The sequence below is a fragment of the Luteipulveratus halotolerans genome, assembly GCF_001247745.1.
In the GTDB taxonomy this organism is placed as follows: domain Bacteria; phylum Actinomycetota; class Actinomycetes; order Actinomycetales; family Dermatophilaceae; genus Luteipulveratus; species Luteipulveratus halotolerans.
This window is the reverse complement of the sequence record NZ_LAIR01000002.1, coordinates 235,095-255,887: the sequence shown is the minus strand read 5'-3', so window position 1 is coordinate 255,887 and position 20,793 is coordinate 235,095. Positions and strand designations below refer to the sequence as shown.

At 70.7% G+C, this 20,793-nt stretch carries 23 protein-coding genes and 1 tRNA gene; 10 read left to right on the top strand and 14 right to left on the bottom strand.

Annotated elements, in window-relative coordinates; translation table 11 throughout:
* Positions 1-60 precede the first annotated feature (60 nt).
* Positions 61-654 carry an inorganic diphosphatase gene (locus tag VV01_RS01670; protein ID WP_050668368.1) on the top strand — a complete coding sequence of 198 codons (594 nt, stop codon included), beginning with the start codon at positions 61-63 and terminating at the stop codon, positions 652-654.
* Between the two features lie 60 nt (positions 655-714).
* Here the strand turns inward: VV01_RS01670 and VV01_RS01665 are convergent, their stop codons facing one another.
* Together VV01_RS01665 and VV01_RS01660 are read right to left on the bottom strand one after the other, a co-directional pair.
* Positions 715-2,037: an MFS transporter gene (locus VV01_RS01665; RefSeq protein WP_050668367.1), complete on the bottom strand. Its 1,323-nt coding sequence runs from the start codon at positions 2,035-2,037 to the stop codon at positions 715-717.
* Positions 2,034-2,675: a GntR family transcriptional regulator gene (locus VV01_RS01660; RefSeq protein ID WP_050668366.1), complete on the bottom strand. Its 642-nt coding sequence runs from the start codon at positions 2,673-2,675 to the stop codon at positions 2,034-2,036. Before VV01_RS01660 ends, VV01_RS01665 begins: the two co-directional genes overlap by 4 nt.
* 80 nt (positions 2,676-2,755) lie before the next feature.
* Between VV01_RS01660 and VV01_RS01655 the strand changes: the two genes are divergently transcribed.
* The 5 genes from VV01_RS01655 to VV01_RS01645 all read left to right on the top strand — a co-directional run bounded on the left by VV01_RS01655 (position 2,756) and on the right by VV01_RS01645 (position 6,634).
* Positions 2,756-3,361 (top strand): alpha/beta fold hydrolase, encoded by a 606-nt coding sequence (locus VV01_RS01655; protein ID WP_331456402.1) that lies wholly within the window; start codon positions 2,756-2,758, stop codon positions 3,359-3,361.
* Entirely contained in the window at positions 3,343-3,639 is a 297-nt protein-coding gene (locus tag VV01_RS24740; RefSeq protein WP_331456401.1) for an alpha/beta fold hydrolase, read from the top strand. Before VV01_RS01655 ends, VV01_RS24740 begins: the two co-directional genes overlap by 19 nt.
* A gap of 206 nt (positions 3,640-3,845) precedes the next feature.
* On the top strand, positions 3,846-5,573 hold the full coding sequence (locus VV01_RS01650) for a TIGR03767 family metallophosphoesterase (RefSeq protein WP_050668365.1): 1,728 nt from the start codon (positions 3,846-3,848) through the stop codon (positions 5,571-5,573).
* A gap of 80 nt (positions 5,574-5,653) precedes the next feature.
* Complete coding sequence (locus tag VV01_RS24575; RefSeq protein WP_269431107.1) at positions 5,654-5,779, top strand: hypothetical protein; 126 nt, start codon at positions 5,654-5,656, stop codon at positions 5,777-5,779.
* A gap of 39 nt (positions 5,780-5,818) precedes the next feature.
* On the top strand, positions 5,819-6,634 hold the full coding sequence (locus tag VV01_RS01645) for a hypothetical protein (RefSeq protein ID WP_050668364.1): 816 nt from the start codon (positions 5,819-5,821) through the stop codon (positions 6,632-6,634).
* Here VV01_RS01645 and VV01_RS01640 read toward each other — a convergent pair.
* Positions 6,608-7,708: a serine hydrolase domain-containing protein gene (locus tag VV01_RS01640; RefSeq protein ID WP_050668363.1), complete on the bottom strand. Its 1,101-nt coding sequence runs from the start codon at positions 7,706-7,708 to the stop codon at positions 6,608-6,610. The two genes, VV01_RS01645 and VV01_RS01640, sit on opposite strands and share 27 nt — an antisense overlap.
* 96 nt (positions 7,709-7,804) lie before the next feature.
* On the opposite strand from VV01_RS01640, the gene VV01_RS01635 reads away from it, so the two are divergent.
* Positions 7,805-8,773 (top strand): esterase/lipase family protein, encoded by a 969-nt coding sequence (locus VV01_RS01635; protein ID WP_050668362.1) that lies wholly within the window; start codon positions 7,805-7,807, stop codon positions 8,771-8,773.
* A gap of 10 nt (positions 8,774-8,783) precedes the next feature.
* Here the strand turns inward: VV01_RS01635 and VV01_RS01630 are convergent, their stop codons facing one another.
* From VV01_RS01630 to VV01_RS01595, 8 genes are all read right to left on the bottom strand, one after another.
* Positions 8,784-9,596: a hypothetical protein gene (locus tag VV01_RS01630; protein WP_050668361.1), complete on the bottom strand. Its 813-nt coding sequence runs from the start codon at positions 9,594-9,596 to the stop codon at positions 8,784-8,786.
* A gap of 30 nt (positions 9,597-9,626) precedes the next feature.
* Complete coding sequence (locus tag VV01_RS01625; RefSeq protein ID WP_157508698.1) at positions 9,627-10,163, bottom strand: hypothetical protein; 537 nt, start codon at positions 10,161-10,163, stop codon at positions 9,627-9,629.
* A 105-nt stretch (positions 10,164-10,268) separates the two neighbouring features.
* Positions 10,269-10,796: a hypothetical protein gene (locus tag VV01_RS01620; protein WP_050668359.1), complete on the bottom strand. Its 528-nt coding sequence runs from the start codon at positions 10,794-10,796 to the stop codon at positions 10,269-10,271.
* A gap of 128 nt (positions 10,797-10,924) precedes the next feature.
* Positions 10,925-11,001: transfer RNA gene (locus VV01_RS01615), tRNA-Thr, on the bottom strand.
* A 159-nt stretch (positions 11,002-11,160) separates the two neighbouring features.
* Positions 11,161-12,735, bottom strand: a complete 1,575-nt coding sequence (locus VV01_RS01610; RefSeq protein ID WP_231635130.1) for an alpha/beta hydrolase — start codon at positions 12,733-12,735, stop codon at positions 11,161-11,163.
* A gap of 207 nt (positions 12,736-12,942) precedes the next feature.
* The gene (locus VV01_RS01605; RefSeq protein ID WP_082220780.1) at positions 12,943-14,175 is read right to left on the bottom strand and encodes a DNA polymerase III subunit delta'; all 1,233 of its coding nucleotides are present in this window, start codon (positions 14,173-14,175) and stop codon (positions 12,943-12,945) included.
* Positions 14,172-14,804: a dTMP kinase gene (gene tmk, locus VV01_RS01600; RefSeq protein WP_050668357.1), complete on the bottom strand. Its 633-nt coding sequence runs from the start codon at positions 14,802-14,804 to the stop codon at positions 14,172-14,174. Before tmk ends, VV01_RS01605 begins: the two co-directional genes overlap by 4 nt.
* Before the next feature lie 182 nt (positions 14,805-14,986).
* A complete protein-coding gene (locus VV01_RS01595) occupies positions 14,987-15,772 on the bottom strand; it encodes a MerR family transcriptional regulator (protein ID WP_050668356.1) in 786 nt (261 codons plus the stop codon).
* Between the two features lie 83 nt (positions 15,773-15,855).
* On the opposite strand from VV01_RS01595, the gene VV01_RS01590 reads away from it, so the two are divergent.
* The gene (locus VV01_RS01590) at positions 15,856-16,059 is read left to right on the top strand and encodes a CopG family transcriptional regulator (protein ID WP_071606254.1); all 204 of its coding nucleotides are present in this window, start codon (positions 15,856-15,858) and stop codon (positions 16,057-16,059) included.
* Positions 16,056-16,418: a type II toxin-antitoxin system death-on-curing family toxin gene (locus tag VV01_RS01585; RefSeq protein ID WP_050668355.1), complete on the top strand. Its 363-nt coding sequence runs from the start codon at positions 16,056-16,058 to the stop codon at positions 16,416-16,418. Before VV01_RS01590 ends, VV01_RS01585 begins: the two co-directional genes overlap by 4 nt.
* Here the strand turns inward: VV01_RS01585 and VV01_RS01580 are convergent.
* Genes VV01_RS01580 through VV01_RS01570 form a run of 3 tightly spaced genes read right to left on the bottom strand, consistent with a single transcriptional unit; the run spans position 16,354 to position 19,201 of the window.
* Positions 16,354-17,637, bottom strand: coding sequence for an APC family permease (locus VV01_RS01580; RefSeq protein WP_050668354.1), 1,284 nt, complete (start codon positions 17,635-17,637; stop codon positions 16,354-16,356). The genes VV01_RS01585 and VV01_RS01580 overlap by 65 nt on opposite strands.
* A gap of 40 nt (positions 17,638-17,677) precedes the next feature.
* A complete protein-coding gene (locus tag VV01_RS01575) occupies positions 17,678-18,313 on the bottom strand; it encodes a GNAT family N-acetyltransferase (RefSeq protein WP_050668353.1) in 636 nt (211 codons plus the stop codon).
* A gap of 54 nt (positions 18,314-18,367) precedes the next feature.
* Positions 18,368-19,201 carry a hypothetical protein gene (locus VV01_RS01570; protein ID WP_050668352.1) on the bottom strand — a complete coding sequence of 278 codons (834 nt, stop codon included), beginning with the start codon at positions 19,199-19,201 and terminating at the stop codon, positions 18,368-18,370.
* Between the two features lie 218 nt (positions 19,202-19,419).
* On the opposite strand from VV01_RS01570, the gene VV01_RS01565 reads away from it, so the two are divergent.
* Positions 19,420-20,784: a serine hydrolase domain-containing protein gene (locus VV01_RS01565; RefSeq protein WP_050668351.1), complete on the top strand. Its 1,365-nt coding sequence runs from the start codon at positions 19,420-19,422 to the stop codon at positions 20,782-20,784.
* The last annotated feature ends 9 nt before the right edge of the window (positions 20,785-20,793 follow it).

The following is a 20,793-nucleotide window of genomic DNA, read 5'->3' as shown; positions in this document are numbered from 1 at the left end:
GACATTGCCCGGGGCGGCACGAGCCGGCCCCACCCGTACGAGACAGGATTGGCCAGCCCCATGGAGTTCGACGTCAGCATCGAGATCCCGCGCGGAACTCGCAACAAGTACGAGATCGACCACGAGACCGGTCGCATCCGCCTGGACCGGCTGCTGTTCACGGCGATGAGCTACCCGGCCGACTACGGCTACATCGAGGACACCCTCGGTGAGGACGGCGACCCGCTGGACGCCCTGGTCCTGCTGGACGAGCCGACGTTCCCGGGCTGCGTCGTGCGTGCGCGCGCCATCGGCGTCTTCAAGATGGTCGACGAGGCCGGCGGCGACGACAAGATCCTGTGCGTCCCCGCGGGCGACCCGCGCAAGGACGGCATCCAGGACCTGGGTGACGTCAGCGAGTTCACCATCAAGGAGATGCAGCACTTCTTCGAGACCTACAAGGCGCTCGAGCCGGGCAAGTCCGTCGAGGAGGGCTCGCACTGGGTCGGCGTCGACCAGGCCGACAAGGTCATCACCGACGCCCTCCAGCGCGCCAAGGACGAGGGCGTCACCACCGCCCGCTGGGCCATGCCGGGTCACGCACCCGACGACACCGAGCGTTCGATCGACCGCGACGAGTCGACCGACAGCCAGGCCGACAAGCCCGAGGCCTGAGCCCCACGCATCATCTGAGGCGTACGCCGACCGCACCGGTCGGCGTACGCCTCACGCGTTTCAGGCGGGGACGCGCAGGCGCTCGGGGATGAGGTGCTCGTACGCACCCGTCTCGTCGGCGTGCACGTGCCGGCGGGTGCGGTGCCGGTAGCGCACGATCATCACGACACCGAGCCCCCACACGAGGTACTGCACGGCCATCGCCCACCGGAACGAGTCGACGGTGTAGGTCGACGGGCCGCCGGGTGACACGTGGTCGAGCGCCGCACCGATGAGCACGATCGTGCTGAGCGCCGCGACGAACCCACCCACGTTGACGATGCCGGTGGCGCTGCCGATGCGCGTCGGCGGGTTGAACGTGCGCGCCAGGTCGAAGCCCACCATCGACCCCGGTCCGCCGACCGCCGTGACGACCACGAGCACGACGAGCAGCCACAGCGGTGCCCGCCCCGGCCAGAGCAGGACGACGGTCCACACCGTCACGATCGCCGCGACCAGGCCGAGGATCAGCGTCGAGCGGGAGTAGGGGTAGCGCGTCACGAACACCCCGAACAGCGGGCTGGTGAGCACCGTCGTCACGACCATCAGCGCCAGCAGCTGTCCGGCACGACCGGTCGACAGGCCCTGCCCGGCCGTGAGGAACGGGAAGCCCCACATGATCGCGAACATGTTCGAGCTGAACTGCGACGTGAAGTGGCACCACAGGCCGAGCCGGGTGCCGGGCTGCCGCCACGCGTGCGCGACGGCCCGACCGACGGCGCGCATCTTGAGCTCGGTGCGCTCGCGGTCGGCGTACGGGCTGTCCTGTACGACGACGAGCAGCACCAGCCCGAGCACGACTCCCAGCCCGGCCGCCAGCAGGAACGAACGCGTCCAACCGAGACCGTCGAGCGCGGCGGCGAGCGGGCCGGCCGCCGCGAGCGCGCCGAGCTGACCGGCGAACCCGGTCACCTGGGTGACCATCGGCGTACGGGCCGGCGGGAACCACAGCGCCACCAGCCGCAGCACCGACACGAACACCATCGCGTCGCCCATGCCGACGAACACGCGAGCCAGGATGCCCGCGGCGTAGGAGTCGACGAACGCGAACGCCAGCTGGGCCGCCGACATCGTCGTCACCCCGGCGAGGAGCAGCACCTTGGAGCCGTAGCGATCGAGCAGCGCCCCGACCGGGATCTGCATGGCCGCGTAGACCGCGAGCTGCACCATCGCGAAGGTCGCGAGCTGCGCCGAGCTGATGTGGAACCGGTCGGCCGCGACGATGCCGGCCACGCCGAGCGAGGTGCGGTGGAAGATCGCGAGGACGTAGACAAGCACGGCGCTGGTCCAGACCGTCCAGGCGCGGCGGCCTCCGAGCGGATGACGCAGGACGGCGTCGTTCATCGGGCCACCCCCAACCGGTCCATCGCGTCGACGACGTGCGCGCGCGACTCACGGACGAACTCGGCCTTGGTGCCCTGCTCGAGGACGCGGATGAGTGTGCGGTGCGCGGTGATCGCGTGCGTCATGCGTGAGGCGCTGGCCCGGATGCCGTCGGCGAGGATGCACAGCTGACGGTCGCGCAGCATGCGGTACTGCCGGGTGAGGACCGCGTTGCCGGCGGCTTCGACGATCGCCTCGTGGAACGTGCGGTCGGCCTCGCTGAACGCCGCGACGTCGTCGGCAGCCTTGGCCTGCTGCATCGCGGCGAGGTGCGGCCGGAGGGCCTCCACGAGCGCAGCCCGGTGCGGCCACGCGCGCCCGGCCGCCCACTCCTCGAGCAGCAGGCGCGCCTCCAGCACCTCGTGCGCCTCGCGCGGTGTCACGGGTACGACGAGCGCGCCCTTCTTCGGGTAGAGCGCGACCAGCCCTTCGGCCTGCAGGCGCAGCAGGGCCTCGCGCACCGGCGTACGGCTGACGCCGACCTCGTCGGCGACCTGGCCCTCGGTGAAGAACGCGCCGCCCTCACGGTCACCGCGCAGGATGGCCCGCTTGACGTGGTCGTAAGCGCGGTCGGAGGCAGGTGCGATGGTGTCAGACATGTTGCATCTATGTTAGATACAACATGCTTCGGGGCGCTGGACGGTGCCACATGCTGAGAGCGGCGCCTACGGTGGAGCGCGTGGACACCTTCGCCAACGACGGCCTGACCTTCGACCTCATCGACTCCGGCCCGCGCGACGGAGAGGTCGTGCTGCTGCTGCACGGCTTCCCGCAGGACCAGCACGCGTACGACCGCGTCCTGCCCCCGCTGCACGACGCCGGCCTGCGCACGGTCACCTTCGACCAGCGCGGCTACTCCCCCGGCGCGCGGCCGGCCGGGCGGTCGGCGTACGACATGAAGCACCTCGTCGCCGACGCGCTCGCTGCGATGGATGCGTTGGGAGTGCAGCGTTTTCACGTCGTCGGCCACGACTGGGGCGGCGCCGTCGCATGGTCGCTCGCCCAGCTCGCGGCACAGCGGGTGCGCACCGTGACGGTGCTCTCGACCCCGCACCCCGACGCCCTGGTGCGCGCGTTCGGCACGCTCGACCAGGCGCGCAAGAGCTGGTACATGGGGTTCTTCCAGCTGCCTGTCATCCCGAGCGCGTCATCCCGGGGACGCTGCGCAAGACGTACGCCGGCCTCGACGCGAGCGACATCGACCGGTACGTCGCCCGGTTCAGCTCGCCCGACTCCCTCACCGGGCCGCTCAACTGGTACCGCGCGATGCCGGCCTCGCAGCTGAAGGCGCTGCGTGCGGCCCGCCAGGCGAAGAAGGTGCGCGGCACGGTGCCTCACACGCGACGGCCGGGCGTCGTCGTACCGACCACGTACATCTGGGGCCGCAACGACTTCGCCCTCGGGCGCGCGGCCGCCGAGATGACCGAGGAGTACGTCGAGGCCGACTACGCGTTCATCGAGCTCGACGCCGGCCACTGGCTGCCCGAGCTGAACGCCGAGGACGTCGCGGACGCCGTGATCGACCGCATCCGCAGCGCCCGAGGCGGCGCCTCCCGCGCCTGACCCCCCGTCGAGAGGCCGGTCTCTCGACGGCGCCACCCCTTCCGTTGATGAGGACCCCGACATCCGTCGGGGTCCCCATCAACTCGTGGGCATCCGTCTCTCGTGGCACCGGTGCGACAGAAGTCGGCTGCTCGTTCGTCACCTCTTGGTCATGTGACCAAGGCATGATCGGGCCACCACCTGTGTCGAACTGCTGGAGTCTCCCGATGTCCTCGATCAACCGTCGCTCGTTCCTGCTCGCCGGTGCCGGCGGCATCGGAGCCGTCGCCCTCAGCTGTGGGCGCGGCAGCTCGGCGTACGCGCTCGACCAGCGCCTGCGCCTCGGAGCGCAGCGGGCGGTCAGCACCGCCGGTACGACGTTGGAGCAGGCCGCCTCACCCGCCGGCGCCTCGGGCTACCGCCGCCTCACGGCCGGCCCCGGCTACGCCCTGACGGTGCGCAACGACCTGGCGACGGGCAAGGCCGACCGCGACGACCGGCGTACCCCGCTGGCGTCGATCGTGCACTTCACCGACCTGCACATGATCGACGCCCAGTCGCCGATGCGGTTCGAGTTCCTGCACGACATCACCGGCTCGGCGTTCCGCCCGCAGGAGGCCCTCGGCACCCATGGCGCCGCCCAGCTCGTCAAGCGCGTCAACGACATCAAGGTCGGCCCGTTCAGCGGTCGCCCGTTCGACTGCGTCGTGTCGACCGGCGACAACACCGACAACCACGAGGACGTCGAGCTCGACTGGTTCCTCACCGCGATGAGTGGCGGCACGATCACCGCCAGCACGGGCGACTCGACCCACTGGGAAGGCGTCCAGTCCGGCGGCGACAGCAACTACTACAACCCTGAGCTGACCGTCCAGGACCGCTACAAGAAGGCCGGATTCCCCACTCTCCCAGGCTTTTTCGGCCGCGCGACCGCTCCGCACAAGAGCGCCGGTCTCGACACGCCCTGGTACTCCGTCTTCGGCAACCACGACGACTCGATCGAGGGCACGCTGCCGTCGAACTTCCTCGGCCTGGACGCCGTCTACACCGACAGCTTCAAGTTCACCGGGTTCGCCGACAGCACGAGCAACGCCGCGCTGCAGGACGCACTGCGCACCCAGAGCACCGCGATCCTCAACCAGGACGGCACGATGACCTCCGGCTGGAAGGTCACGCCCGACTCGCGCCGGCGCCCGTTCACCCCGGTCGAGTACATCGAGCGGCACCGGCGCGCGGCGTACACCGGACCGGGCCCGTTCGGCCACGGGTTCGACGAGGAGGCAGCGGCCACCGGCCGCGGCTACTACGCGTTCCCGATCGCCCCGGGCGTCACCGGCATCGCCATGGACTCGACCAACCGGGCCGGCTTCACCGAGGGCTCGATCGGCGACGAGCAGTGGCGCTGGCTCAAGAAGCGCCTGCAGGCCGGGTCGAGCACCTACTGGGACTGGGGCTTCAAGCACACGCACGCGGTCGAGGACGAGTACTTCGTGCTGTTCAGCCACCACACGTCGGCCTCGATGAGCAACATCCTGATGGACCCGGCCAAGCCCGAGCTGCGGCACGCCGGCTTCGAGCTGCTGCGCATGCTGCACGACTTCCCCAACGTGCTCGCCTGGGTCAACGGCCACACCCACCGCAACGCGATCACGGCGCAGGGGCACGCCGACCCGCGCCGCGCGTTCTGGGAGATCAACACCGCCTCGCACGTCGACTTCCCACAGCAGGCCCGCATCATCGACGTGTGCGACAACAAGGACGGCACGCTGTCGCTGTTCACCACCCTCATCGAGTCAGCCGCGCCCTACCAGTCGTCGTACGACGCGGGCACCCAGTCCGCGCTGGCGTCGCTCTACCGTGAGCTGTCGTTCAACGACATCCACGCCGACCTCTCGCAGGAGGGCGCCGCCGGCGACCGCGACACCGAGCTGCTGCTGGTCGACCCGCGCCTGTGAGCGCCGCTCCCCCGGGCGGGTGACAAGAGTCGTCCGCTCAGGGGAGGCACCGTCGTGCGCCGGCCGCCGAGCCTGAGCGCATGACGACGCTCACCGCTCCACCTCCGACACCTGCGGCGTGGCCGCCGACCGACCGACGGCGTACCCGCTTGTGCATCGCCACGATCCTGGCGTGCCTGCCGTACGTCACGCTCAAGACCGCCTGAATCCTCGGCTGGGGCGTCGGCGCCAAGACCGACGACTTCGTGACCGACACCCGTGGCGCCAACATCATGACCGTCGGCATGGACCTGGTCGCAATCCTGTTGGCAGTGCTGCTGATTCACCCGATCAGCCGGCGGATCCCGACCTTCGCGATCGCTGGTCCGCTGTGGATCGGAGCAGGGCTGCTCGTCCCGATCGGCATCGGCACCCCGACCGGCACACTCCTGCAGCTCGCCACCGGCGGAGGCAGCCCGGTATCGAGCGAGGAGGACCTCGCACCGTGGGTGTTCTTCACGGTCTACTCCGGCTTCGCCGTCGAGGCGGTGCTGCTGCTGGCCGGGTTCGTGCTGTACGCGCGTGACCGCTGGCCGCTCGCGCTCGGTGGCGGACGCCTCCGCGACGGGGCCGGCCTGACCCGCCCGCTGCAGAACCTGCTCGGCTGGTTCTTCGTCCCGGCCGCCCTCGGGTACGCCGTGATCTCGACCCGCTGGTCGATCACCGGCGGTGGCGACTTCGAGGACCCGTCGACCGCCCAGCGCGTGTTCCTCGTCGTCAACGCGGCCCTCGCGCTCGCCGGGGCGCTGGCGTACGCCGCGCTCCTGCGCGGGGCGCGGCTGCGGGTCCGCTGGCTCACGCTCGGGTTCGTCGGAAGCGCGGTCGTCATGAGCAGCACGCTCACCACGCTGATCAACGTCGCCGTGATCGCCAGGGACGAGTGGGGCGCCTCCGGTGTCACGCACGGCGAGACGCTGGCGTACCTGTTCATCTGCCTGTGCGCCCTCGGCGGCGCGATCGGTGGCGCGCTGCGGCTGGTCGAGGAGCAGCGTCCGTCAGTCGAGCGCATCGGCCACGGCTGAGGCCCAGGCTGCTCGGACCGGGTGGATCGAGCCGAGCTCACGGCTGGGATGCACCCTGTTGGTGAGCAGCACGGCCGCCGCTCGTCGGTCGAGGTCGACCACCAGCGAGGTGCCGGTGAACCCCGTGTGACCGATCGTCCGCGGCCCGCTGAGCCGGCCCATCCAGGCGGGCCGGTCGATCTCGAACGCCAGACTGTGCGCCTCTCCCTCGACACCACGTAGGTCACGGGTCACCAGGTCGAGGCCGGGCGCGCCGAGGAGGCGGCCACCGTCGTACCGCCCCTCGTCCATCAGACACCGGGCGAGCAGGGCCAGGTCGCCGGCGGTCGAGAACAGTCCGGCGTGGCCGCTGACCCCGCCGAGTGACCAGGCGTTCTCGTCGTGGACGACGCCGCGCACCAGGCCGCGACCGGCCTCGACCTCGTCCTCGGTGGCCGCGCACAGCTCGGTGAGGACCCGTCCGAACGACGTGTGCTCCATCCCCAGCGGACCCGTGATCCGTTGCAGCACAAGGAGTTCGAGCGACAGACCGGTCACCGCCTCGATCACCAGCTGGAGCGTGATGAGGTTGAGGTCGCTGTAGGTGTAGCGCGTGCCCGCCGGCGCCTCCAACGGGCAGCGGAGCACCGCCTCGAGGCGTGCCTCACGCGTCGGCCAGTCGCTCCACAGCGGCAGCCACCACGGCAGACCGCTCGTGTGGACGGCCAGCTGCTCGACCGTCACGTCGTCCTTCTCGACGAACTCGGGCAGGTACGCCACCACCGGGCTCGCGAGGTCGACCGCACCCTCCTCGACCATCTGGGTCAGCACGAGCGTCGTGAACACCTTGCTGATCGAGGCGATGTCGAACCGGGTGTCGGCGGCCATCGGCACCCGCTCGGCGACGGGCACCTCGCGGCCGGCGCGGTCGGCGTACAGCACCGCCCACCCGGAGGCCTCACACGCGACGACCTCACCGTCGACCATCGCGAGCGCCACCGCACCGGGCAGCAGCGGCCGCCCGGTCGGGCCGGGCTCGGACTGCGCCCGCCGGACCGCGTCGAGTCCCAGCGTGAACGCCCGAGTGGATCGCATCAGGACAGTGTGACCCTTGACACATACTGGAGATTAGGTGATCTTGCTCACACGGTGGGCGTCTGCTCATCGTCCCCCACCCTCGGAGGCATTTCCATGCCGAAGCGCGGCATCCTCGTCTCAGCAGTCCTCACCGGCGCGACCGCTCTGGTCGCCGCCATGCCCCAGTCCGCCAGCGCTGCCGAAGATCCTGTCGGACCGGTGCAGCTGGGCTTCCTGGCCGCCAAGGCCTACGCGACCGCAGTCCCCACCGCGGTCGCGCCGGGCATGAACGACTGGAGCTGTAAGCCGAGTGCGGCACACCCTCGTCCTGTCGTGCTCGTGCACGGCACCTGGGCCAACCGCTACGACTCGTTCGCACTCATCTCGCCCGAGCTGAAGAAGGCCGGCTACTGCGTCTACGGCCTCAACTACGGCGACGAGAACGACTCGGTGCTCGGGAAGATCCCGGGGGTCTACGCCACGGCGGCCATCAAGCCCTCCGGCGGCGAGATCGCGGCGTTCGTCGACAAGGTGACCGCCTCCACCGGCAGCAAGCAGGTCGACATGGTCGGCTGGTCGCAGGGTGGGATCGCGGCCCGCTCGTACCTGCAGTTCTACGGCGGCGCCGACCCTAGCAACCCCGCCAACAACAAGGTCAAGAACCTCATCACCTACGGCGCCACCCACCACGGCACGACCCTGAGCGGCCTCGCGACCCTCGCCCAGAAGATCGGGATCCTCGACTCCACGCCGCCGGTCCTCGGCCAGGCTGCTGTCGACCAGACCATCGACTCGCCGTTCCAGCAGGAGCTCAACGCCAACGGCGACACCGTGCCCGGTGTGAGCTACACGGTGATCGGCACGAAGTACGACGAGGTCACCACGCCCTACACCCGCACCTTCCTCACGGCAGGCCCCGGTGCGACCGTCAAGAACATCACCCTGCAGGACGGCTGCGCGATCGACTTCAGCGACCACCTGTCGATTATCTACAGCTGGCGCACGATCGGCCTCACCAAGAAGGCGCTCGACCCGAGCGCCAACGTCTTCGTGCCCTGCCTCCCGAACGCACCCGTTCTCTGAGCGGACGACCTCACGACCGGCCGGCTGTACGACGTGCAGCCGGCCGGTTGCGTACGTCCACCAGGCGTGAGATCTGTTCTGGCACAGCAAGACTCGCGTCGAGGTTGACCAACGAGAGCAGCTGGATCGGCTCACCCGCCTCGGCCGCGGCCTCCATCTTGTGGTGCCCGTCGAGCAGGAAGTGCGTGAGGCCCCAGTGCGCGTAGTAGTCGTCATGCAGGTCCAGCGCGGGCTCGCACACGTCGAGCGTCGAGACCGCCACCGCGGTCATGGTCGGACGCAACGCGGCGCGCAGCTCGGCGACCCGTGCCCGGTCGTTCTGGGTCGGCGCCACCATGGGCACCACGAACTCGTACAGGTGGGCATCGCCCGCGACCTCGGACTCCCAGGTGCGGTAGTACGCCACCCGCGGCGACTCCGGCAGCCCCCAGAACGGGTCGATGCCCCAGGTGGAGACCTGCTCGTGCGAGAAGTAGTCGTCGGCGTCCGTCGGGCGCACCATCCGTGGCCGGACCTGCAGGAGCAGCGGCAGGTAGCGCCCCCGCTCCAGCAGCGTGGCGTACGCCGCGACGACGTCCTCGTCGATCTCGCCGATGCCGTCGGTGAGCAGGTCGGCCAGGCGCTCCAGCGAGGTCGTGCTGGCCGCACCCGACTGCCGCTGGAACAGCAACGGGCAGGTGCCGCACCAGTGGCTCAGCTCGTACGCCGCATCGCCGTCGAGCCGCAGCGCGCGCGGCCCGTCGTCGGCGCCCGAGGAGAACGTCACCCGCGCACGGGCAGGGGTGACGCCGAGGATGCGGACGTCACCGGACTCGATCAGCATGGCGCGACGGTAGCCGACCGCCGCGCGGGCTCAGGCGCCGGCGAACGTCGCGAACGGTCCCTCGGCGATCGCCGCGGTGATGCTCAGCGACTCAGGCTCCGGGCAGGTGTAGACCAGCTGGAAGCGCACCTGGCGGCCGGGCTGGACGTAGCGGTTGACCGGCCCGTAGGCCATGCCCGTGTCACCGATGTCGGCCTTCGGCGACACGGCGGGCTTGTTGGAGCAGGCGCCGGTGAACGACACCTCGGACGACGGGAACGGGCTGCTGCCACCGTTGGTCAAGGTGATGCGCACGGCGGCGTACTTCTGGTTGTGGTCGACGGCGTCGTCCTTGAGGGACACCCGGCGCGGCTTCTCGACGGTGACGGCGGCGCCGGTGGAGGACGAGCGCTCCTCGCCGAACGGTGAGACCCCGACCTGCGACGGCGTGGCGCTCGCCCCGTCGTCGCTCGCGTTGACCGTCACTGCGGCCTGACTGGTGGGTGGCGCGTCGGCCTCACCGCCACATCCACTGATCGCGAGTGCCATGCCAGCCGTCGTGGCGAGCAGTGCGGGCCTGCCCCTCATCTACTTCTCCGTCCGGTCGTCGGCGGCCATTGTCGTGTACGCACGGTCTCACGCGCCAGCCGTCGTCCAGACCGGCGTACGACGACCGCTGAGCTCCTCGTCCCGCTACTGCGCGATGCGTCCGCCGACCGCGAGCATCACGCGGTACGCCGTCCCGGCGGGTGGCTGACCACCCTGCGGGCCGATGAAGCTGACGACGAACTGCGACCCGACGACGGCCGGACGACCGGCACGCTCGGCGGTGACCTGCTGCGGGGTGGGCGTCTTGCGGAAGGTCCGGACGTTGACGGTCGTCCACACCGGGGCGCCGGCGGGGTTCGTGCCGGCGAGCGTGCACTGCACCGTGCCACCGCCGTCGTCCCACGGCACCGCGACGGCGCCCTTCGGGAGGACGCACCCGGGGATGCGGCGGGCGATCGGCACGGGGTCGCCGACCACCTGGGCCTGCGCGCTCGTACGGGCTGCGGAGTCCGTGGCGTGCACCTGGTTGTCGTACCACCACGCCTGGGCGACGCCGGTCGGATGAGTGACGGTCGGGGTGCCGCCGGGAGCGTGCTCGGTGCCTTCGCTCGGGCTGCCTGCGCACCCGGTGAGGACGAGCGCGATCGCTGCTCCTGCGATGGTCGCCTTCATGGTCCTCCCCTCGTCCGCTGACGTGGCCCGACCATCATGCGCACGGACGCGGTCGCGCGCCACGACTTCGCCCGCGAGTCCCCGCAGACGCCAGCAGCGCCCCGACCGGAGTCGAGGCGCTGCTGAGGTGGAGCCGCCTATCGGAATCGAACCGATGACCTATTCATTACGAGTGAATCGCTCTGGCCGACTGAGCTAAGGCGGCAAGCGTCCGCGGGATCGCCGCGGACGCGCACCGAGTATACGCACGGCCCGGCGCCACCTCGAAATCGGCCGCCCTCGGCCCGGGCGCGCTCACGATGTGACCCACCGCGAGCTGCCGCTCACCGTGTGACGTACCGCGAGATCGAGGGCGGCGCGCCCGTCAGCACTTCACGTTCTTGCCCGGGTCCTTGCCCTGCAGCAGGTAGGCGTCCACGGCGTTGTCGACGCACGCGTTGGAGCGGCGGTACGCCGTGTGGCCGTCACCGTCGTACGTGATCAGCCGACCGTTCTGCAGCATCGCGGCGAGGCGCTGCGACCACTCGTACGGCGTGGCCGGGTCGCGGGTCGTGCCGATGACCAGGATCGGGTCGGAGCCGGCAGCGGTGATCTTCTTGGGAGCGCCCGTCGCCTTGACCGGCCACGACCCGCAGATCGCCGTGCCCCACGCGAGCATCGGCCCGAACGTCGGCGCGGTCTTGGCGAAGGCCGCCTGGTCCTTCTCGTACGACGCGGTGTCGGCGCTGCCCTGCCGGTCGAGGCAGTTGACCGCGTTGATCGCCTGCATGATGTTGCCGCTGTAGGAGCCGCTGCTGTCACGCTCGGCGTAGGTGTTGGCCAGGCCCATCAGCGCGTTGCCGTCGCCGTTGAACGCGTTCTGCAGAGCGGTCGTCAGCTGCCCCCAGCTGCCCTGGTCGTACATCGCGGCGGCGATGCCCATCGACGCCCAGCCCTCGGTGAGGCGGGTGACCTTGTCGTCGTTGGTGACGGGGATCGGCGTGGCGTCGACCTGCTTGAGGAAGTCGCGGATCTTCTGCTCGCCGGCGGCCTGTGTCGAGCCGAGCGGGCAGCTGCCGTTCGCGACGCAGTCCTTGACGTAGGCCCGGGTCGCGCGCTCGAACCCCTCCGCCTGGCCCTTGTTCATCTCGGTGTTGGTGAGGTCGGGCGCCACCACGCCGTCGAGCACGAACTTGCCCACGCGAGTAGGGAACTGGTCGGCGTACGTCGACCCGAGGAAGGTGCCGTACGACTTGCCGAGGTAGTCCAGCCGGGGCTCGCCGAGGGCCGCGCGCAGCACGTCCATGTCCTTGGCCGCCTCGACCGTCGACACGTGGCCGAGCAGCGGTCCGGCCTTGGTCTTGCAGGCGTCGCCGAAGCCCTTGGCGCCCTTCATGAACGCCGCCTCCTCGGCCTTGTCGTCCGGGCTCGGGTCAGCGCCGAGGTAGCCGTCGAGCTGCTGGTCGTCGAGGCAGGTGATGGGTGCCGAACGCTGCACGCCCCGCGGGTCGAAGCCCACGACGTCGTACGCCTTGCGCACCTTGTCGCTCACGACGTAGTCGGCCGCCGCGGCGTAGTCGACACCGGAGCCACCCGGGCCGCCCGGGTTGACCACGAGCGAGCCCTTCTTGTCGCCCTTGGCCGGCGACTTCAGCACCGCGATGTTGACCGTGCCGCCCTCGGGCTTGGCGTAGTCGATCGGCACCTTCAGGCTGGCGCACTTCGAGCCGCCGGTCTCGCAGTCCTCCCACGTGAGCTTCTGGTTGTAGAACTTCGCGAGCGCGGCGCTGGGAGCGGCCGTCGCCGCGCTCGTACCGGTGGCGCTGCTGGCCGAGCTGCTGCCCTTCGGCCCGTCGACGCTCGCGTCGCGGTCACAGCCGGCGAGCACGGTCGCCAACCCGATCACGCCGACCGCGGCCATGCGCCCGTACGACGCCCGGCGCGTTGTCGTCGATGTCACCTGTCGTCTCGCTTCCCTGGGAGGCACGTCGGGACAGCACGCTAACCGACGCACCTGATCGCGGCGGCTCAGCCGTCCGCGGCGATCCCGCCCGGGCCGAGTGCGCATGTCGCGCTAGTTCGGAGGCTGGCCAACTAGCGCGACATGCGCATTCGGCCGGATAAGGAGGTGGGGCGGGACGATCACATGGTCACCGGCAGCGTGCCGTCAGCGGGGCAGGCGCAGTGAGATCGCCATGGCCTCCAGGGCCAGCAGCGGCGGCACGTTGGCCTCGATGCGTTCGCGCGCGGTGCCGATGGCGTCCATCGCGCCGAGCAGCTGCTCGGAGGTGAGGTGCTGAGCGAGGGCGCGGACGTCGTCGTCCAGGTCGGCGTTGACCAGCTCGACCGGCATTCCGGCCTGCGCGACGAGGGCGTCGCGGTAGATCGAGAGCAGGTCGACCAGCGAGCGGTCGATGACGTCGCGCCCGAAGCGGGTGGCGCGGGTCTTCTGCTCCTTCTCGAGAGCGTTGAGCTGCGAGCGGATGTGCGGCGGCTGGGTGCGGGCCTCGGGGTCAGCGCCGAGCTGTTCGAGCAACCGGGCCTTCTCGGCGGCGTCGCGCTCGGCCGAGCTGGCCGACTGCTCCTGCGTCGCGATCGCGGCCAGATCGGCGGCCGCCTCCATCGCGTCGCCCAGCGAGCGGACGCGCCCGGCAAGGCGCAGGATGTCGCGGCGCCGACCACGGGCACCCTCGTCACGAGCGAGCCGGCGCGCGAGACCGACGTGCGACTGGGCGGCGCGCGCAGCGTACGTCGCCATCGCGGGCTCGATGCCGTCGCGGCGGGTGAGCAGCTCGGCCACCGCGGCGACCGGGGGCGTACGCAGTCGCACGTGTCGGGAGCGGCTGCGGATCGTGATGATGACGTCCTCGACCGACGGCGCGCACAGCAGCCAGACGGTGCGCGGCACGGGCTCTTCGAGAGCCTTCAGCAGCGCGTCGGCCGCGCGCTCGGTGAGGCGATCGGCGTCCTCGATGACGATGATGCGCCAGGCTCCGACCGAGGGGCGGTGCTGCGCGAGCTGGGCCAGCTCACGTGCGTCCTTGACCTGGATCGACAGGCCCTGGGTGGCCAGCACGGTGACGTCGGCGTGGCTGCCGTCGAGGGCCGTACGGCACTCGTGACACTGCCCGCACCCGCCGTCGGGGCACAGCAGCGCCGCCGCGAACGCCCGCGCCGCCGTCGACCGCCCTGAGCCGGGCGGCCCGGTGAGCAGCCACGCGTGCGTCATGCGGGCCGGGTCACGAACGGCGTCCTGCAACGTCGCGACGGTCTGCTCCTGGCCGATGACGTCCTGCCAGACGCCGGTCGCCGTCCCACTGGTCGCGCTCGGTCGGCCTCCGCTCCGGCCGCGTGCTCGTGCCTCGCCCGCGACCTGCGTTGCGCCCTCCTCGCCGCTCATGCGACACCCACGATCTCGGCGACCCGCTCCTGCACGATTGCCGCGATCTCGTCGACGGGCAACGCCGCATCGACCACGAGGTAGCGGTGCGCCTCGGCCTCGGCGAGGGAGAGGAAGTGCCGGCGTACGCGGTCGTGGAAGTCGTCGCTCTCGCTCTCCAACCGGTCGTGCACGTCACCGCGGCGCGCACGACCCGTCTCGGGCGAGACGTCGAGCAGAACGGTCAGGTCGGGGCGCAGGTCCTGGGTCGCCCACAGCGACAGGCGCTGGACCTCGTCGGCGTCGAGGTCGCGGCCCGCACCCTGGTAGGCGACCGAGGAGTCGAGGTAGCGGTCCTGCAGCACCACGGCACCGCGGGCGAGCGCAGGGCGTACGACGGTTGCGACGTGGTGGGCGCGGTCGGCGGCGAACAGCAACGCCTCGGCCCGCGGGGCCAGGTCGTCACCGTGCAGCACCAGCTGCCTGATCTGCTGACCGACCGGCGTGCCGCCCGGCTCACGGGTGACGACGACCTCACGACCCTGCTGGGACAGCCAGCCGTGCAAGCGCTCGATCTGGGTCGTCTTGCCCGCGCCGTCACCACCCTCGAACGCGATGAAGACGCCGGGCTCTGGATCGACGCTGGACATGGCGATGAGCCTAGGCCAGCCGTACGACGGCGGGCACCGGCGTACGCCGACCGGTCGGGTCGGCGTACGCCTGGCCTGCCGGTTGCGGCCTCCCGCCCCACGCAACGACGCTCACACGCGCAGACGACGCGGATATGTGCGCGTCGTCTGCTGGTGTGAGCGTCGTTCGCAGATCCGGCGTGTCAGGCTTGCTCGGCGCGGTCGCTGCTGGCGTAGATCGCGTCCCGCACCCACTGGGCGAGGCCGGGCGCCTCGAAGCCCTCGTCGTACGTCGCGGTGTAGCGCGGGTCCGAGACGTACAGGTCGCCCAGGCAGCGATGGAACTCGGGCGACACCGTCATGAACCACCGGTTCATGTGAGCGCGGTGCGCCTCGACGGCGTCCATCGCCTCGGGGCTGTCGGCAGCGGCACCACCCTTGAACACCTGCGCCAGGTGCTCCTGGATCTGGTCGGCCTCGGCCTTGATCGCGACCCAGTCGGCCTTGGTGTAGCCCTTCGTACGCCGCTGCGACTCCTTCCAGGCGTCGGTGTCACCCCAGCGCTCCTGCGCCTCCCCCTGGTACTCCTCGATGCTGTCGCCGAACAGCTGCTTCATGTCCTCGGTGGTCATCGGCTCGTCGGCCATGGTCTTCTCCAGTGCGTTGTCGATCGCTGCGACGAGCTCGTTCAGCTCGCTCAGCCTGGCGATGACCGCGTCGCGCTGACGGCGCAGATGCGTGCTCGCGTCACCGGACTCGAGCACCCGCGCGATCTCGTCCAGCGGCATCTCCAGCCTCCGGTAGACCACGATGTGCGCGAGCCGCTCCAGGTCGGCGTCGGTGTAGAGGCGGTAGCCGGAGGTGGACCGCTCGCTCGGCACGAGCAGCCCGATCCGGTCGTAGTGGTGCAGGGTCCGCACGGTCACCCCGAGCTCCTGGGCCACCTGTCCGACGGTGTACGCCACCGCTGCCTCCTGCGTCTCGGTCATGGCATCGACGATCGGGCCTCACGTCACGTCAGGGTCAAGTCGCCGTCGACGGCCGGGATGGCACCGGATTGGTACCATCGACCATGGCCATCAACGTACGCCTGACTGACGAAGCAGACCGCGTCCTGACCACCCTCGCCGAGCAGCAGGGCATCAGCAAGAACGACGCCGTCAACCGCGCCATCATCGAGCAGGGCGCCCGCTCCGCGCAGCGCGAGGACGTACGCCGCCTGGCGCAGAAGGCCGTGCGCAACTACGGCCCACTCCTCGACCGCCTCGCGCAGTGACCCGCTACCTCACGACGGAGGACCTGCTCACGATCATCGACGCGATCGGTGACCTGCCGGTTCGCGACGTCGGGCTCCTGGACAGCGCCGCGCATCGGCCGGCCTCCACCGTGTTCGGTGACGAGGCCTACCCCGATGTCCATCTCAAGGCGGCCGTACTCATGGAGTCGATCGTCCGCAACCACCCGCTGGTCGACGGCAACAAGCGACTCGGATGGACCTCTGCTGTCGTCTTTCTCGGCCTCAACGACATCGAGCTCGATGCGCCGTTCGACGACGCCTACGACCTCGTGATCAGCGTTGCCGAGGGTCGCTGCCCAGCCGAGGAGACCGCTGCCGCGTTCCGCCGCTGGAGCTGATCAGTCGCCAGGCGACACCGACGACGAGCACGACCAGGCCCAGGGCCACCGACCTCCAGGGCAAGGTCGCCACGAGCGACAGGCACCCGAGCAGACCGAGCACCTGCAACGCCTTGGGGTAGCGCCGGTGCTCACCGCTCTGCGTGTACGCCGCCGCGTTGGCGACCGCGTAGTAGAGCAGCACCCCGAACGACGAAAAACCAATGGCCCCACGCAGATCCGCGACGAGCACGAGCGCGGCGACGACGACGCCGACGGTGATCTCGGCGTGGTGCGGCACGTGGTACGCCGGGTGCACGGCCGCGAGCCAGCGCGGCAGGTCTCCCTCGCGCGCCATCGCGAGGGAGGTACGTCCGATGCCGGCGACGAGGGCGAGCAGCGCTCCGACGGCAGCCAGTGCACCGGCCACGCGCACGAGCGGCTCGGCCCACGACCACGCAGACCCGGCAGCCTCGGCCAACGGCGCGGTGGTCGTCGCCAGCTGCTCCGGGCCCAGGACGGCGAGCACGGCCACCGCCACGACGGCGTACAGCACGACCGCGACGGAGAGCGCGATCGTGATGGCGCGCGGGATCGTACGCCGCGGGTCGCGTACCTCCTCGCCCATCGTGGCGATGCGCGCATAGCCCGCGAACGCGAAGAAGAGCAACCCGGCGGACTGCCAGATGTCATAGACACCAACGGAACTCGTCGACCAGACACGGTCGAGGTCGGCCGCTCCCCCGGCGAAGCAGGCGACCAGCAGGAGCACGAGCAGCGCCAGCACGATCGTCACGATCACCTTGGTGGCCGCGGCAGTTCGAGTCACGCCGCGCAGGTTGACCGCGGTGATCGCGAGCACGACCGCTGCAGCGACCGGGCGCTGCCAGCCGGACGGCACGGCGTACGCCGCAGCGGTCATCGCCATCGCCGCACAGCTCGCCGTCTTGCCGATGACGAAGCACCAGCCGGCGAGGTAGCCCCACCACGGCCCGAGCCGCTCGCGCCCGTAGACGTAGGTGCCGCCCGACGACGGGTACTGCGCAGCGAGCTGACCCGACGACGTCGCGTTGCAGAACGCCACGACGGCTGCGAGCACGAGCCCGACCAGCAGCCACGAGCCGGCGGCGGCAGCAGCCGGGGTGAACGCCGCGAACAGCCCTGCACCGATCATCGAGCCCAGGCCGATCGTCACCGCGTCGCTCAGCCCGAGACGCCGCGCCAGAGAATTCGTTGTCATGACTCGATCCTTATGTGTGTCAAGGGTTTCGGCTTGATCGTCATTGCGGGTCGACCGTGCGCGTCGGCCACTCCTCGCGCAGCATCGCCAGGTGGAGGTCGTCCCACCAGGTGCCGTCCTCGCCGAGCACGGCCTGCACGGTGCGCCCTTCGAGGCGCATCCCGAGTCGACGCAGCAACCGCTCGGAGGCGACGTTGCCAGCGAACACGTCAGCACGCACCCGTCTCAGACCAAGCCGCTCAAAAGCGATGCGCAGCAACGCATCTGCGACCTCAGTGCCCCAGCCCGCACCCCACTTCGCGCGCTGCAGCGTGTAGCCGATGACGCCTTCCCACTCGGCGGTCGGGTGCATCCCGACCGCCTGGGACGGCTTCAGCCCGATGAGCGCGTCGCCCCACATCCGACCGTCGGACGGGTCGATCACCGCGAGGGCGATGCCGGGCTCGTCGGAGTCGGGCTGCATCCGCGAGACGTTGAGGGCCACTCGTCGCTGGGCGTCCCCACGCGACATGGCCGGCCCACCGCAGAACCACTGCACCTGCGGGTCGGAGCGGAGCGCGTACATCGCCTCGACGTCGCTCTCGACGATCGGTCGCAGCTCCAGGCGCTCGGTGCGCCACGGCCACTCGATCGACTGCACGTCCGGTCTGCGCGCGCTGAGCTCCTCGGTCACCATGCGGTCATCTTCCCAGCGGGACCAGGAAGGGTTTGAGCCGCGCAGCCGGCGACGTCAGGCACGTCGGGCGAAGACGCCCAACGCGTCGTACGCGATCCAGGAGCCCTGCTCCTTGGCGATCTCGATGACGTTCTCGCCGCGCCTGAACAACGCCCTGCTCACCGGGCGTTCGAGGTACGCCGGTCCGGCACCTCTCCCCGGCACGGCCGGCGCCGCCAACGGGGCTGCTTCGACCTCGTCGGCGAAGATCAGCGGGTCGATGACCGCACCGTTGACCGTGAGACCGGCGGCACCTGCACGCACCGGATGGCGGTCGGTCAGCCAGACGGCCAGGTCGAGGTCGTCGGTCGGCACGTCGTCCAACCAGAAGCGCAGACGGAACCGGTGGCTACGCCGCCCGGCCCACGCGTCGTCCGGCCCGGGCTGCAGATAGCTCCACGCCGTGTCTGGCCGGTCACGACCATGGGTGAAGTCGACGTCGGCGGGGAACACCGACTGGTAGCGCGCGAACCCCGACGGCGACAGGGCCAGCTCATGGCCACGCCCGTTGAAGGAGCCGACGGTCGCGACCGGCGTACCCGTCACCGTGACCGACGTGGTCGAGGTGGCCTCGACGGGCTCGCTGCTCGCGCACGGCTCACCGTGGGCGTCGACCGCGACCACGAGGTACTCCCACCGCTCACCGTGCGGGCTGAGGTCGTGCTGGGCGTAGACCGGGGTGTCGACCTCGGCCATCAGGTTGTGCTCGGCGGGTCGCAGGCGGGCGGCCGGTGAGCGGCGTACGTGCTGGCCGTGCACCCGGTAGGACGCGACGTCGAGCAGATCGGGCTGCTCCCACGTCACCCGGATCCGGCGCAGGTCGCCGGAGGCCCGGGCCGGCAACGTCACGGGCGCACGATGAGGTGGCGCGAGAGCCATCGCAGCACCCCCTTCGTCGTACGCCGGCCCGTCGGCCCCGTCCTCGCGGTCTCGGCCGGTCGGTGGGCGCGTCCACCCGCGCCCACCGATACGTGTGGTGATGCCTACTCTTCGCGACCAACGTGGCCGTGGCGCGACCTGCGGGTGTCCTGACGGTGACCTTTGCTCGGGGCGTAGGTTCGGGTGTCATGACTCAGGAGCCGTCGCCGATCAGCCCCACCACCGACCGTGAGCTCACCCGCACAGCGACCGGCCGCCAGGTCGACGGACGCGTGCCGGGCCTCGTCGCGGCGGTCGGCCGCCACGGAAAGCTGTTGTGGCACAACGGCATCGGCGTGGCAGACCTCGACGACCAGAGTGTCGATCTCGGCGCCGACACCCACTTCCAGGTGGCGTCCAACACCAAGACGTTCACGGCCGTCATGGTGATGCAGCTGCGCGACGAGGGGCGGCTCACCCTCGACGACACCGTCGACCAGCACCTGCCCGAGACCCAGCACCCGCGGGTCACGCTCCGCCAGCTGTTGTCGCACACCACCGGCATGCAGCGCGAGCCGGTCGGCGACGTCTGGGACACCCTGGAGTTCCCCGACCGCGCAGGGCTCGTGACCGGGTGGAACGACGCCGAGCGCGTGCTGCGCCCGCACACCACGTGGCACTACAGCAACCTCGGCTACGCCGTGCTCGGCGAGATCATCGCCCGCCTCGACGGTCGCGAATGGGGCGAGAGCCTGCGTGCGCGTCTGCTCGACCCGCTCGGCCTGCGCCGCACCGCGTTGCGCCCGTCCAGCCCGGTCGCCGGCGCCTACTACGTGCCGCCGTTCAGCGACGTGCCCGTGACCGAGCCACGCGTCGACAAGCAGGCGACCGCATCGGCCGGGGCGATCTGGAGCACCGCCACCGACATGGCGGCCTGGCACGGGTTCCTCGCCGCGCCCGACCCGTCGGTGCTCGCACCCGCGACCCTCGAGGAGATGTGCCAGCCGCAGATCGTCGGCGACACCACCGGTTGGTCGTTCGCCTGGGGCCTCGGGCTCGAGCTCGCTCGACGGGACGGCCGCACCTGGGTCGGTCACACCGGCGGGCTGCCGGGCTCGGTCTCGGGTGTCTTCACCGAGCGCTCGTCCGGCACGACGGGCATCATCCTGATGAACGCCACCAACGCCCCTGACCCACGCGCTGCGGCGCTCGACCTCGCGTCGTACGTGCTGGAGCACGACCCCGAGCCGCTCACGCCGTGGACGCCAGGCACCGAGCAGCCGGCCGAGCTCGTACCCCTCACCGGGCGCTGGTGGTCCGAGGGCCAGGGGTTCACGTTCGTCATTCGTGACGGTGGCCTCGAGGCCCGCATCGACGGGCTCCCGGCGGCCCGGCCGTCGTCGCGGTTCGAACGGGTCGAGGACGACGTCTACCGCACGGTCGCCGGCCGCGAGAAGGGCGAGCTGCTGCGCGTCGCACGCCACTCCGACGGGTCCGTACGCCAGCTGCTCTGGGCGACCTACCGGTTCACCCGCGAGCCGCTCGCGTTCGGCGTACCCGTCGAGCAGCACTGACCGCGGGTA

Excerpts from the sequence above, each read along its gene's own strand:
- VV01_RS01670 (WP_050668368.1), top strand. The coding sequence starts at position 61 with ATGGAGTTCGACGTCAGCATCGAGATCCCGCGCGGAACTCGCAACAAG.
- VV01_RS01665 (WP_050668367.1), bottom strand. The coding sequence starts at position 2,037 with ATGAACGACGCCGTCCTGCGTCATCCGCTCGGAGGCCGCCGCGCCTGG.
- VV01_RS01660 (WP_050668366.1), bottom strand. The coding sequence starts at position 2,675 with ATGTCTGACACCATCGCACCTGCCTCCGACCGCGCTTACGACCACGTC.
- VV01_RS24740 (WP_331456401.1), top strand. The coding sequence starts at position 3,343 with ATGCCGGCCTCGCAGCTGAAGGCGCTGCGTGCGGCCCGCCAGGCGAAG.
- VV01_RS01650 (WP_050668365.1), top strand. The coding sequence starts at position 3,846 with ATGTCCTCGATCAACCGTCGCTCGTTCCTGCTCGCCGGTGCCGGCGGC.
- VV01_RS24575 (WP_269431107.1), top strand. The coding sequence starts at position 5,654 with ATGACGACGCTCACCGCTCCACCTCCGACACCTGCGGCGTGGCCGCCG.
- VV01_RS01640 (WP_050668363.1), bottom strand. The coding sequence starts at position 7,708 with ATGCGATCCACTCGGGCGTTCACGCTGGGACTCGACGCGGTCCGGCGG.
- VV01_RS01635 (WP_050668362.1), top strand. The coding sequence starts at position 7,805 with ATGCCGAAGCGCGGCATCCTCGTCTCAGCAGTCCTCACCGGCGCGACC.
- VV01_RS01630 (WP_050668361.1), bottom strand. The coding sequence starts at position 9,596 with ATGCTGATCGAGTCCGGTGACGTCCGCATCCTCGGCGTCACCCCTGCC.
- VV01_RS01625 (WP_157508698.1), bottom strand. The coding sequence starts at position 10,163 with ATGAGGGGCAGGCCCGCACTGCTCGCCACGACGGCTGGCATGGCACTC.
- VV01_RS01620 (WP_050668359.1), bottom strand. The coding sequence starts at position 10,796 with ATGAAGGCGACCATCGCAGGAGCAGCGATCGCGCTCGTCCTCACCGGG.
- VV01_RS01605 (WP_082220780.1), bottom strand. The coding sequence starts at position 14,175 with ATGAGCGGCGAGGAGGGCGCAACGCAGGTCGCGGGCGAGGCACGAGCA.
- tmk (WP_050668357.1), bottom strand. The coding sequence starts at position 14,804 with ATGTCCAGCGTCGATCCAGAGCCCGGCGTCTTCATCGCGTTCGAGGGT.
- VV01_RS01595 (WP_050668356.1), bottom strand. The coding sequence starts at position 15,772 with ATGACCGAGACGCAGGAGGCAGCGGTGGCGTACACCGTCGGACAGGTG.
- VV01_RS01590 (WP_071606254.1), top strand. The coding sequence starts at position 15,856 with ATGGCCATCAACGTACGCCTGACTGACGAAGCAGACCGCGTCCTGACC.
- VV01_RS01580 (WP_050668354.1), bottom strand. The coding sequence starts at position 17,637 with ATGACAACGAATTCTCTGGCGCGGCGTCTCGGGCTGAGCGACGCGGTG.
- VV01_RS01575 (WP_050668353.1), bottom strand. The coding sequence starts at position 18,313 with ATGGTGACCGAGGAGCTCAGCGCGCGCAGACCGGACGTGCAGTCGATC.
- VV01_RS01565 (WP_050668351.1), top strand. The coding sequence starts at position 19,420 with ATGACTCAGGAGCCGTCGCCGATCAGCCCCACCACCGACCGTGAGCTC.